Source organism: Novosphingobium olei, assembly GCF_012927405.1.
Lineage (GTDB): Bacteria > Pseudomonadota > Alphaproteobacteria > Sphingomonadales > Sphingomonadaceae > Novosphingobium > Novosphingobium olei.
Genome location: NZ_JABBGM010000007.1, coordinates 121,413 through 133,008 on the forward strand (window position 1 = coordinate 121,413; position 11,596 = coordinate 133,008).

12 protein-coding genes are annotated in these 11,596 nt (G+C 63.0%); 6 read left to right on the plus strand and 6 right to left on the minus strand.

What is annotated here, in order from left to right:
- The first annotated feature begins 16 nt into the window (after nt 1-16).
- The 5 genes from HHL27_RS15590 (at nt 17) to HHL27_RS15610 (ending at nt 2,338) form a co-directional block, all read left to right on the plus strand.
- Nucleotides 17-463, plus strand: coding sequence for a MarR family winged helix-turn-helix transcriptional regulator (locus HHL27_RS15590; RefSeq protein ID WP_169494315.1), 447 nt, complete (start codon nt 17-19; stop codon nt 461-463).
- A gap of 225 nt (nt 464-688) precedes the next feature.
- A complete protein-coding gene (locus HHL27_RS22950) occupies nt 689-967 on the plus strand; it encodes a DUF2062 domain-containing protein (RefSeq protein WP_370584398.1) in 279 nt (92 codons plus the stop codon).
- A 344-nt stretch (nt 968-1,311) separates the two neighbouring features.
- Nucleotides 1,312-1,605, plus strand: coding sequence for a hypothetical protein (locus tag HHL27_RS15600; protein ID WP_011906631.1), 294 nt, complete (start codon nt 1,312-1,314; stop codon nt 1,603-1,605).
- Nucleotides 1,606-1,654: 49 nt separating this feature from the next.
- The gene (locus HHL27_RS15605) at nt 1,655-2,053 is read left to right on the plus strand and encodes an RNA polymerase sigma factor (protein WP_240959868.1); all 399 of its coding nucleotides are present in this window, start codon (nt 1,655-1,657) and stop codon (nt 2,051-2,053) included.
- On the plus strand, nt 2,054-2,338 hold the full coding sequence (locus tag HHL27_RS15610) for a DUF6768 family protein (protein ID WP_010890891.1): 285 nt from the start codon (nt 2,054-2,056) through the stop codon (nt 2,336-2,338).
- 23 nt (nt 2,339-2,361) lie between these two features.
- Here HHL27_RS15610 and HHL27_RS15615 read toward each other — a convergent pair whose 3' ends face one another.
- Together HHL27_RS15615 and HHL27_RS15620 are read right to left on the minus strand one after the other, a co-directional pair.
- Complete coding sequence (locus HHL27_RS15615; protein ID WP_039336903.1) at nt 2,362-3,249, minus strand: recombinase family protein; 888 nt, start codon at nt 3,247-3,249, stop codon at nt 2,362-2,364.
- A gap of 49 nt (nt 3,250-3,298) precedes the next feature.
- Nucleotides 3,299-4,324 (minus strand): tyrosine-type recombinase/integrase, encoded by a 1,026-nt coding sequence (locus tag HHL27_RS15620; RefSeq protein ID WP_169494317.1) that lies wholly within the window; start codon nt 4,322-4,324, stop codon nt 3,299-3,301.
- Nucleotides 4,325-4,498: 174 nt separating this feature from the next.
- On the opposite strand from HHL27_RS15620, the gene HHL27_RS15625 reads away from it, so the two are divergent.
- Nucleotides 4,499-4,714, plus strand: a complete 216-nt coding sequence (locus HHL27_RS15625) for a hypothetical protein (RefSeq protein ID WP_169494318.1) — start codon at nt 4,499-4,501, stop codon at nt 4,712-4,714.
- A 2-nt stretch (nt 4,715-4,716) separates the two neighbouring features.
- On the opposite strand, the gene HHL27_RS15630 is transcribed toward HHL27_RS15625, so the two are convergent.
- Genes HHL27_RS15630 through HHL27_RS15645 form a run of 4 tightly spaced genes read right to left on the minus strand, consistent with a single transcriptional unit; the run spans nt 4,717 to nt 11,587 of the window.
- Nucleotides 4,717-7,506 (minus strand): conjugal transfer protein TraG N-terminal domain-containing protein, encoded by a 2,790-nt coding sequence (locus HHL27_RS15630; protein ID WP_169494319.1) that lies wholly within the window; start codon nt 7,504-7,506, stop codon nt 4,717-4,719.
- 15 nt (nt 7,507-7,521) lie between these two features.
- Nucleotides 7,522-8,940, minus strand: coding sequence for a conjugal transfer protein TraH (locus tag HHL27_RS15635; RefSeq protein WP_169494320.1), 1,419 nt, complete (start codon nt 8,938-8,940; stop codon nt 7,522-7,524).
- Nucleotides 8,940-9,782: a conjugal transfer protein TraF gene (traF, locus tag HHL27_RS15640; protein ID WP_169494321.1), complete on the minus strand. Its 843-nt coding sequence runs from the start codon at nt 9,780-9,782 to the stop codon at nt 8,940-8,942. The genes HHL27_RS15635 and traF overlap by 1 nt, the downstream gene beginning before the upstream one ends.
- Before the next feature lie 20 nt (nt 9,783-9,802).
- Nucleotides 9,803-11,587, minus strand: a complete 1,785-nt coding sequence (locus HHL27_RS15645; protein WP_240959872.1) for a conjugal transfer protein TraN — start codon at nt 11,585-11,587, stop codon at nt 9,803-9,805.
- Nucleotides 11,588-11,596: the final 9 nt, after the last annotated feature.

Sequence of the window (11,596 nt, forward strand, 5' to 3'; positions counted from 1 at the left end):
GCTATGAGCGACGACCATGGCGAAGACGTCCGACGAGCAAAGCTACCTTTCCGAAGCCGATGGGCTCGTGTTCCTGATCGAGGAGGTGCCGCGCAAGCTCCGCCGCGTGTTCGATGCATCGACCGCGAAGTTCGGGCTAACCCGCACCCAATGGCGCGCACTCGCCTATATCTTCAGGACGCCCGGTCTGACCCAGACCGAACTCGCCAAATGCCTGGAGCTGGAGCGTGCAAGCGTTGGCCATGTCATAGACCAGCTCGAAAAGGCGGACTACGTCGAGCGCCGCGCTGTCGAAGGCAATCGCCGGGTGTGGACCTTGCATCTGCGCCCAAAAGCTATCGGTATCCTGCCCGCGCTTAGGGCGGAAGCCGATGTGGTCTACGAACGGTTGCTCGCTGGCATATCGGCTAATGACATTGCCACCTTCAAGCGACTCCTGGCCAGTATGTCCGCCAATCTGTAGTCTTGGCACCGATCGCGTCTATCACAACTCGCGAGACAGTGATCAGCCATCGATTGTCAACCGAACAGAGGATTTGCCCTTCCCTGTTGCCTTGGGGCTTTTCGTGGGATTTGTCCTGCCGATCGGGCAGATTGTCGTCGCGGACCTTCTCGCTGCTTCTGCTCGCGGGAACCCCTCGTTGCAGCGCTGGCGACGCTGGTCATAAATCCGTTCACCTTTCCGCCGATCTACTATGCCGCGTTTCGCGTAGGCAACCATTTCCTTGGCTCATCTGGCGGGACCGGCGCAATGCCTGCAGCGGTGAATGACCTGTCGACATCGATGCTCAGCATGGTGATGGGGACCACGCTGCCCATAATCGCCGGTCTCCTCCTGTTTGCGACCGTTTCGGCCGCTGTCGGCTTTGGCGCGGTTCACCTCGCATGGCGGCCGCCGCTGGCGCGCCAATGGCGGTCTCGCCTCCTCCTCAGGCAAGCCGATCACCAATCTCGTAACGATGCATAATCAGGCCACCGACAGTGTCGCGTGATCTCTATTATGACCTTTTTAGGTGCCGCTGGCGCCGAGCTGCGGTAAACAATACATGCTCACGGAGAAAATCGTCCCGGACTCGTTGCCACCCTGCCGAAGCAACGATCAACTCAATTCGATGGTCGGCCTTAGTCTCCCCGGATCCCTTCAGCGAGTGGCGGCCGACCATCGAACTTTGGTCTGGATGGACAACACCCCCGGGGAGAATTGACCATGCGCTGGAGTGGGCCCTTGGGGTCGGCCAGAAGTCAGGCGGGCAATGGCGCAAAGGCGAAGACCCCAGCACGGCAGGCTATACGCCGGGAGCGATCGAGCAGATGAAGGACCTCAACGGCGACGGACGCCCGGAGGCAGTCATCACCGAGGGAAGCACCTTCTGTTTCGGGATCACGGGGGTCGTTTTCAATATCGTCAGCAAGCAAGCCAATGGGTCCTGGAGGCTGGTCGCATCGCGCACCGGTATCGCGACATTCCTGGCAACCAAAGGCGCCGGAGGCTGGCCTGACGTCGAAATTGGTGGCCCCGGCATGTGTTTCCCAGTCGAGCGCTGGAATGGGCGCGAATACGTAATTCATCGCCGACAATATGAGGGGCGGCCCTGCCGCCGTTGATACCATCGATCGATCGCCAAAAATGTCGGACCTCTGACAATTGAACCAAATGCGTGATCCAGACCACCTTACCTGCATGATGCATGGTTCGCACGAGAACAGGCCTGATCGCGAAGAGGAAGTTCGCATCGCGCAACGCGCGATTGACGGCTGCCACACGTCCTTCGAAAAACTGGCGCGGCAGTGGCACCCCAAACTGGTTGCGCACGCCTGCCGTCTGCTTGGCCACCGTGAACAAGCCAGGGACGCAGCACAATCCGCGTGGGTCAAGATCGCAAAAGGTATCCGAACCCTGCGCGATGCGCGTGCGTTCCCGGCGTGGTCGTATCGGATCGTGACGCGACGCTGCGCCAGTCTCATCGCGAGCAATCAAACGGACCGCGCTCTTGCCTCCAATCTGCGGGATGATGCGGTCACGTGCGCAGGCACCGAGCAAGAACCTCCGTAATTGTCTCAACTTATCGGAATCTTCTCGGGCCGCACCGGTTGGGTAAGCATGATGATGATGACCGCGCAACTCGTCCTCTTCGGTGCCGGTGTCTGGGCCGCAATTGGTTTCTTCGCCGCTGCCGATGCCCTTACTGCTGTGAAGTGGGGAATCCCTGCCGCGGTGCTCCTCATCATGTCCTTGATGATCAAGCTCGCGCTCTGGCCCGTCATCCACGTGAACAGGATGCTCGCACAGCTCCACCGGCTCGAACTCTCGGTTTTGCGCGACACAGGCCACTCTTGAATCGCCCGGTAGTATGGCAAGGATTAAGCAACGAGATGCAAGGCTCGCGCTTGCGAGATGACTCGACGAACGCTCTCGGGTGTCCAGCAAAGGCCATCTCGGGGTGTCGGTTCCCTCAAGTCCCGAGAAAGCCAAGTGGCGATGTCGCGCAGAGTTGCATCGGGATGTGTGTTGAGACGGTCGGCAACAAGGCGGGCCACCCGTGTATCGGGCGGCAATCGCGGTGACTTCTGCAGAATCGCGGGGTTGGCAACGCTTGCACGCACCAAATTACGGCACGCCTTAACCAGAGTTCGCTCGCTGAACGAACGGACCGGTGGCGTGATCGCCAGCACCTGACGCAGAACCAATGCCCATGGCAAATGTGGGCGGAGGCGTTCGACTGTCGGCAGCCAGCGATGCCTGCCATCAAGCAGTTCGTTCAGATGTCGCTCGTTGTGGCTGACGCGAATATTCGAGATCGCCACGGGATCACGTTCCCGCATTCTCGGGTTGCCAGGCTTCGCTCCCCTGGCGACGGCAGCCTTGATGCCTGCCCGCGTCCGTTCCCGGATAAGGGCTCGTTCAAACTCGGCAAACGCACCAAGCATCTGGGTCATAAGCATGCCCTGCGCGCTCGACGTGTCGATCGGGTCGTGGATCGAACGGAAGTATGCGCCCTTTCCTCGCAGGGTCTCGACGATCTCCAGCAGATGCGACAGCGAACGAGCCAAGCGGTCAATCCTTACGACCAGCAGGGTATCGCCCTGCCCCGCCCGTCCGAGTGCACGTGCTAAGTTTGGACGTTCCTTGCTGGCACCGCTCGCCTTGTCCTCGAAGATCTCCACGCAACCTTGCACGCGCAAGGCATCCTGCTGGGCGACCGTATCCTGCTCATCCGTGGAAACGCGGGCGTAGCCGATCAATGCTATTTGTCACATTCCATTTAATGGTCCCATCAGAACGGTTGCCGCCGTACGATCAAAGAAACCCCTCACCCGCATGGTCTTCGAACAGCGCGACCGAACGCACATAGCCGAGCAGAACCTCGAGCTTCTTCTGGCGCGACACCTCCTGCATCTTGGCCAGCGATGCCTTGGAGCGCGCCGCCTCAGTGAGGAACCCCGCCCGCAACGAATGCCCCCCTACCGTCTCGGGATCGAGTCCGATCTTGGCGCCATAGCGCTGAATCAACCGCGCCACCGAGCGATCGGACATCGCGTTTCTGGTCAGCTGTCCCTGGGGGTCGATCTGCAAGAACAACGGTCCCGCCGCCCTGCCCCGCACCGCGAGCCAGTCCTCGAGCCGCTTGACCGGCCTGAGTTCCTTACCCGTCGGCACCGCGATCACCTGCCCCGCGCCCTCCTGGTCAGTCTTGGAATGCCGGATGGTCAGTTTGAGGCCCTCGTTGACCTCGGCAACGTCAGCCACCTGCAACGCGACCAGCTCAGAGCGCCGCAGCGCTGCGGCGAGACCTAGTGCCAGGATCGCCCGGTCGCGAATCGCGCGTGTCCCCTCCCCCTCGGCTTCTGCGATCATGGCCTTGAGCTGGGCAGCAGTGATCGCGGCCTTCCTGGCCGACGGCCGGGAGCGTTGCTCACGGCGAATCCCGGCGAGCGTGTCGGCAATCACCCCGCGCGGATCGCGGTGTTGCGGCGCGACCTCTCCGGCCCGGCGATGGTACCAGGCGATCGCGGCGGCATGGCGGGTTATCGTGCTGTCGGCCTTGCCGGCCATGGCGAGCGCTGCGAGCCAAGTTGCTACCGCCTCGGGCCGCGCCGGGAGCGGCTCGAGACTGCGCTCGTTGCACCACGCTTCGAACTGGTTCCAGTCGCTGGCATAGGCGCGCAGCGTATTGGCAGCCTTGGCCTTTTGCCGGTAGGACCGCGCTGCCGCGATTTCGTCGACCAGTCCTCCCGGTTGGACGAGCGCGGTCGAGGTTGTCGCCGCCGCTGTGGTTCCAGCGACCCGACCCGTAGCGGCGGCGGCATCCTCAACAGCATTCATATTATCGCAAGGCTCCCGCACTCTGGCGCTAACCAACGCCGGTCTTGCGGTTTGGTAGCGGATTTCCTGTTGTCCGTGAAGGGCCGTTATCGGACAGTGATCGATCCAACAATCCAATCATCCCTAACAACCTCCTGAAACACATGGTATCTTCCCCACGAAAGGAAGGTACCGATGCGCAAGCACGCGCCAATGTGGGAAGCGGAACTCGGCCTCGATGACGGCGTGAACGACGTCGAAGTGTTTGCCCGCAAATTTCACGACGAATTGGAAGAGCAGCACCAAGCGGGCACTGGATCTACGCGTGCGAGTTGGCCTCAACTCCTGCTGTTCGCCGTCGGCGTTGTGCTGTTTCTCGCGGTCGCAATGGGACTCCCTTTCAAAGGCTAACCCTACTCGCCGTCGAACCACGCCTTATCCGTCCGGTGTGCATGTTCATCCTGCAGGCCTTGGGTTCCGCGAACGCCTTCGGCAAATGTGCCTTCCTGACGCACCTTGGTCCGATCGAGTTCGCCCGCTCCTTGCGTCAGTTCTTGTCGGATGCCCGTATTTCCCGACCTAGCAGCCGAATGCCCCACACTGCCGGCATGACCGGGCAAGCCGCCCTGCAATTGCTCCGGCGACCAGATTGGCGGAGCCGGGATCGGCTGCGCGCCCTTCGCGGGATCGCCTAATCTCCCTTCAACCTGCTCAAGATCCCCCCGCACATAATCATCGAGAATTCGCCCGACGACAAGATCACGCGCGGCACGCTGTGCACCAGTGGGATTGATATCGAGCAGCGAAGGCGCGCCAAGGCCACGATACGGACCGTTTGCCATCTCGTAGTAACGACTGGCGACATACTGCGACATGTCCTCGCTCAGCTGATAACCATGCGTCTCGCTGTACGAGGCAATCTGCTCGAGGCGCTTACCGACCTCGTCCATATGGGCCGCCTGCCGCTCCAGCGACCGCGCATGCTCGAAATACTTTTCCGATGCGGAGCGCTTTTCAGAGAACGCTTCATTCCGGCTGAAGTCACCCTCACGCGCATATGTGCCGTCACTGCTGGACACATCACGCCCACCGCTATGATCCTCACGATAGTGCTCGCCTTGCGTCTGAAACGAACCATCGGCACGTGACCGATTGGTACCTTTGTCGAATGCAACACCTTCACGAGTGCTAAGGCTGTAACTCCCTGTAAGGCTTGCCGGACCAACTCCACCAGGTGCAATTGAAGAGCGTCCGAGTTTTGGCCCCGCTGACAGACTTCCACCCAAACTCCACGTTGCCGCCGTTCCCGACGAATAGGTGTCCCGCGCCCCTTCGCTCGCAGACGTCGTATCGCTAATCGTGCGATTACTTGCGGTCTGGTTGCCTTCCGACCTGGAGCGGCGGTCATACTGGGACGTCGAAGTCCCAGACTGGCTACCGTTCGAGGTTTCGCTACCCGAACCGGCACGGCTCCCACTGGCGACGCTGTGGCTTAACCGCTCACCCTGCCGCCAGTTCTCGTTTGCCGCCTCGCGCAGCTGATTTGCCCGACTGTGGTATTCCGAGGCCGACTTGCGCAGTTCCCCGACGAAACCTTCGCTGACGGTCGGCTTGAAGCCATAAGCGCTGATCCCGCGCGCGACATTTTCGACGCGCGTGCCATCTGCAGTCGATGCACTGGTCGTCCCGTTGTCGTTGACGAAAGTGGTGTAGCCGAAGCCTCCGGTGAAATTCGGCGCCTCGTTCCATTGGTCGCGCTGGACGGTATTGGCCGTCAGGTTCTGGTAGCTGAGATTGCCGTAGGCGTAGTTGCCAGTGGTGCGCTCGGTCGCGGCCTGCTCGGCGGCGTTCTGCGCGGGCGCCAGCATCGAGGTCGCATTGGTGGCGATCGCCATCGCTCCGCGAGCCATGCCGGCCGCGAGGAACGGCACAGACATCATCAGGAACCCGGCGATCGTCGCGGTGTCGGCGCTGACGGCATCGATCCCCTCCATCCCCGCCATGGTCATGCCTGTCGGCGCAGCCGCCTTCATCGCGCCAATCGTGCGATCCATCACGAACATGTGCAGCACGACGTAGAGCGGGCCCCAGGCCGCAAGATAGAAGAAGCCGGTGAGGTAGCCGCGCAACGCGAGCGGTCCGGTCTGGGGCATAAGGAACAAGGGGAAGATTACCGGGAACATTGCGTAGAACACGACGGTGAGCACGATATTGAGCAGCGGCACCCAGGTCATCGCCTGCTGGGCGATCGAGGTGTAGGTGTTGCGCGCCTGCGCATCAGCCCGCAGCATCGCGAAGGTGTCGCCATCGGACACATCGAGATTGGCGCGCGCTTCGAGGAAGGCGTCGACCAGCGAGCGCTGCTGGAAGATCGTATTCGCGTTCTGCGCTGTCCCATGGAACGCCTGCGACACGACCGGCAGGTCAGCAACGAGCTTGGCCCTCGCTGCGCTGGCGGCAAGATTGGGGAAAGCGCTTGGCGAAGCCCGTGTCAGTTCATTGTCGGTCGCGCCCGGAATATCGACATTGTGCAACGCGGTGTAGGCGGCCGCACACGTGCGGATCTCGCTACCGCCGCCGTCAGCCGGCGCTTTCAGCCACTTCATTGCGCGCGCAGGCGACCCAGGCCCCATGTCGACAAGGATGTTGGTAGAGTTCGCCACCTGGTCGGTGGTCTTGAAGCCCAGCAGGATGTCGTAGAACAGGCACTGCCGGAAATACTCCTCGACATTGGCGCGCACGCGCGGATCGTGGAAGACAAAGCCGCGGGTGCGGTCATAGAGCCGAGCGCCATAGAGCATACCGTTGGTCGACAGGCGCAGCTGGCTCGGCATCACGAACACGGTCTCGGCCCGGCGCGTCAACCAGTCGCCGATCTGGCTCGAAAACGAGGCAATTGCCGCGAGGCCGATCGGCACATTGTCGACGGTGGCAGGCGCCAGGCTGGAGTTCACGCGATCGGTGACCTTCACGCTCGTCGTGGGCACGATCATGCACAGATAGATCAGCGTTGAGGAGACGAACCAGTTGAACCAGGCGCGCCAGTTGAGCGTGAAGGCAACGACAAGCAGCACATAGCCCAGGCCCATCACCATCACGACCTGGATGAACGAGCGGAACCCGCCGCCGCCGCACCAGGCGGCAACCGCGTTGAGCACGTTGACGATCGGCTCGCCGCCCCCGATCGTGAAGATCTCGAGCACGGCCCCGTCCCTTCCCTACTGGAGGCCTTGCGCGGACAGCCCACGCGAGAAGTCGAGCGCTGCCGACACCTGCGGCGAGAGGCTGTTGCGCAAGGTGCGCTCGAGGAACACCGTCCGGTCGAGCACGACCTGCATGCGCGTCAGGCGCGCGTTGAGGCCGTTGCTCTCGCCGTCCATCGCCAGAGAAACCGAACGCAACTGCTCGCGCCATTGGCCGAGCGTTTCAGCATCGGCGTTGTGGAAGCTCGCCTGGCCCTGGTTCACGAGATTGTAGAACTGGCGCACCAGTGTCTCGAGCATGTCGACCCCGACGATTTCGGCGAGGTTGTCCATGTCCGAGGGCGACATCCCGCCCAGCTGCGCGGCGGCATTGACCGTGACGATCTTGTAGAGCGGAATGCTGGTCGAACCGAGCAACCCGATTTCCTGGGCAGTGAGCGCGTCATTCGAGCGCACCTTGGCATTCATGCTTTCGATCAGCGCGCGGATGCGGGGCTTGAGCGCCTGTGCCGAACCGATCGTCAGCGTGCCCATCGTCGGATTCAGGCACTTGTCGGTATCGTCGCAGCGCAGCACTTTGGCGCCGCTGCCCCCGTCGAGCAGCGCGGTCAGGAGCGCGCGATCACCCTGCCCCAGATAGCGATAGGAGGGGTGCCCGGCATCGCTATCAGCCTTCACATAGATGACGGTGCCCACCAGCGTCATCAGGTACTCGCGAAAATCCTGGTCGAACGCCGGATAGCTACGTTTGAGCATATCCCAGGTGTAGTTGTAGGAATCAGCCGGAATCGTAGGGTCGCCGTTGGCCGCCAGCGTCGAGGCGCGCTCCCCGCCCTCGTTGCATTCGTGGCGCGACTTGGCCCAGTCGGAGAAGATCCCCTGGCTGTTTCCGATGTACTTGCAGATTTCGGCCTCGCGGCCCGCCTGCTTGCCCCAGAGCCCCGCCACCAGGTTCTGCGCCATCTCGCACGAGTTCATGTTGAACTGGTTCAATTGCTGGACCTTCTGCGACAGGTCTTCGAGCGTCGAGGCAATCTGCGGGCTGATCGACTTGATCGCGAGCATGAAGGCAAAGCCCAGCGCATTGCTGGCGGTCGCCTTGAGCAGCGCGATCAGCTCGTCCGAATTGATAAAGGAGAAGCTGCCGCCGAACAGGTCGATCCCGCCGCAGCCGGCTTTGACGTTGGGGAGTTGGAGATTGACGGGGTTTACGCTCTCCTGCGGAAAGCGCGTCCACAAGCTGCCGCCGGTGTAATACCCGGCCGCCTGGCCCTGATACGCTGACGGCCCGGTCACATTGGCCGCCCCGCCCATATAGTTGAAGAAGCTGTTGAGCTCGGCGTTGACGCCTGCGCGGGCAGGTGCGGCAAGCGCCAGATTGAGCGCGAGGCACAGCATAAGCGTGCGCGCGCAAACCCGGATTTGCGCGCGCATCAGTAATCGCTCCCGGGTTCGACGCGGGTCAGCGTGAAGATCCGCTCGATGACTTCGTCCGCCGACATGATCCCGTAGCCGATCGGCACCGGGCGATGGGTGACTGTGTCGAACAGGACCAGCGCAGGCACCTGATTTCCGGAAAGGCCCATCTTTTCGTACTGGCCAGTGTTGACGACGAAAGTCGGGAACGCGCCCGAGCGCCCGCCATCCATCGACACCGGGAGGACCGAGAGGTCGTACTGGTCGGACAGGCTTTTGAGGATCGGCGCGAAGACATCGCAGGCGCCGCAGGTCGATGCGTAGAAATAATAGACCCCGTAGCGCTTCGCGAGCGCAGCCATTGTCGCGCCGCGGTCGGCCTTGCGCTCTGCCAGCCACTCGCGCTTGCCGAGCGTGCCCACCGGGCGCTGCAGCGTGTAGTCGAGCGACGGATTCTGCCAGACCGCGCGGGACCAGACATCGGCAAACAGCGAAGCGCGGTTCATCTGCTCGCGCTGGAAGGCGGCATAAGCGCTGACATTGGCGGTGGTCGGCTCAAGGATCGCGCGCGCCTTCAGTTCGTCGAGCTGGCGCCCGATCGCGGCCAGCCTTTCGGCCGCCTGCGGTTCGGTCGTCGCCAGAGCCGATGGACTGTCGGGTGCGCGCGGCGGATCGCAGTAGAACCAGGTGCCGAGCTTGCGTTCCTCGCAATAGAAGGCATCGCCTTTTGGCATGGGCCCGGCGACGGGCTCGGGAGCAGTGGTGGGCTCAGGCGGCGCGGCGCTCGCCTGGGCCGGGGCGTCCGTCGTCCCCCATGTCAGGGCCGCCAGGGCCAAGATGGATAGACACCGTCTGGACATCGGGGATCCTCCTCGCCGGTTCATGGGCCGCTCGTGGCATGGAGCTGGTAATAGTCGCGGATTTTCGTCTGGATCGCGGCGCTCGCCGAGACTTCGTCGGGCAGCTTCACCGCCTCGGTGAAGTCGGCGTAGACCTCGCGAAAATCCATCTTGCCAAGATCGAGCTGCTGGAATTCCGCGACGGTGAAGCCGCGGCATTCGGGGTGCCTGGCATCGCCCCAGCCCAGGCCCAGCTGTGTGCGGCCCTGCTCCTGAAGGATGCGCGACAGCTTGCTCGGGAAACAGCAGTAGCTCTTGCGTTTGGTCGTGCAGACGAACAGCACCTTTTGCGAGCAGTATGTCCCGACATAGTGGCACAGCCCCATGCGGTCCTTGATGTCGAGCTGCTTCTCTTCAGCCGAACAGAGGAACTGGGTGAGAAACGGCGTGGCGAGCGCCGCGATCGCGGCGGGCCCGCCCGCCAGGGCGGCACCGCCCGCGGCGGCCGAGAGCAACCCCGAACTTTTGCCGGCGCAGCAATTGACCAGGCCGAAGATCGGGCGATGGCAGCCCGTCGCCTCGCCCTTGAACAGCGAAAGATCGGCCGGGTCGAACTGGTCGCGCACATCGCCCATGGCGTGAACCGCAACCAGCGCATCCTGGAATTCGGTCGAGGCCTCGCGGGTGATGGTCGTGCATTCGCCGTGGAGGCAGTAAAGGTCGGATCCGCACAGGGACGCGGGTGCGCTCGTCGCAGCGGCGCCGATCGTGCAGCGATAGACTTCGTCGCGCACCTTGCAGGGCCCATCTGCAGGTCCATTGGGGGAATCATCGAGGCATTCCTCGTGATCGAAGCTGCAGGCCGGGTTCGCCTTGAGCGGGCCGCAGTCGTTGGCTTGGGTCACGCCGGTGCACGTATAGTCGCGCCGCCATTTCCAGCAGGCCTGCGTCAGGGTGGCACCGTCGATCGTGCGCGTGGCAGGATCGGGATCGATGCAGGTCTCGGCATCAAGCGTGCAGGTGCGGTCGGCGGTCGCCGCGCTACAGGCACTCTCGTCCCGCGTCGTGACGACATCGGTCACGGTGCGCGAGGTCGGTATGGGTAGCCCCGAGACCGGCTCGCTGCATTGGGACGTCCAGGTGGTAACGGTCTCGGGTTCGGCACAGTGCGCAGGATCGCCCTGGAGGCAGATCTGCTTCTGGCTGGCGACGATCAGGCGGCAACGGCCATCATCCAGATACGGCGCAAACGGCGCGCACTGGTTGGTCGGCCAGTCGACGCAGGTATAGTCGTAGACCGTCCGGGGCTGCGTGGTCGCAACCAGCGGCACCTCGCAACTGCGGGAATCCTGGCTCACTTTGGCCCCGTCGTTGCAGCTCTCGTAATAGGTGACGCTGCCCGCGCTGCCGCCCGGCAGGGGTCGGCACTTGCCCTTCGTCCCGTCGATGCCGTCGCCGGCCCCCAGGTAGCTGTCGGGCGCGGCCTCGACCTTCTGCGCTGCGGTGAGGTCGATCGTTCTGGGATCAATCGCCGGACGGCGCGGATCGAGCACAACCTTGGTAGCCGTCGAACCGCTCGCCGCCGCCGCGCCTTCGCTTGCCAAAGCTTCGGGGTCCTCAACAAGCCGTCCGGTTGCAAAATCGCTGCCCGCATAACCGGGCACGCCCGTGGCCGCGGTCGTATCGGTGACGGTGGCAGCGGCCGTTGCCTGGACCTGCCGCCCGAGCGCTTCGCCGGCTTGCGCGGCGGCCTGCGCTTGCGCAGAGCGCGGCGCTGGACCGCCTAGAGTGCAGACTGCCAGCACAGCGATGCCGAGAAAAGGCAAGCAACATCG

Bases quoted from the DNA above. Each gene is read 5' to 3' on its own strand.
- HHL27_RS15605 (WP_240959868.1), top strand. From the start codon at position 1,655: ATGCGTGATCCAGACCACCTTACCTGCATGATGCATGGTTCGCACGAG.
- HHL27_RS15590 (WP_169494315.1), top strand. From the start codon at position 17: ATGGCGAAGACGTCCGACGAGCAAAGCTACCTTTCCGAAGCCGATGGG.
- HHL27_RS15635 (WP_169494320.1), bottom strand. From the start codon at position 8,940: ATGCGCGCGCAAATCCGGGTTTGCGCGCGCACGCTTATGCTGTGCCTC.
- HHL27_RS15625 (WP_169494318.1), top strand. From the start codon at position 4,499: ATGCGCAAGCACGCGCCAATGTGGGAAGCGGAACTCGGCCTCGATGAC.
- HHL27_RS15600 (WP_011906631.1), top strand. From the start codon at position 1,312: ATGAAGGACCTCAACGGCGACGGACGCCCGGAGGCAGTCATCACCGAG.
- HHL27_RS15620 (WP_169494317.1), bottom strand. From the start codon at position 4,324: ATGAATGCTGTTGAGGATGCCGCCGCCGCTACGGGTCGGGTCGCTGGA.
- traF (WP_169494321.1), bottom strand. From the start codon at position 9,782: ATGTCCAGACGGTGTCTATCCATCTTGGCCCTGGCGGCCCTGACATGG.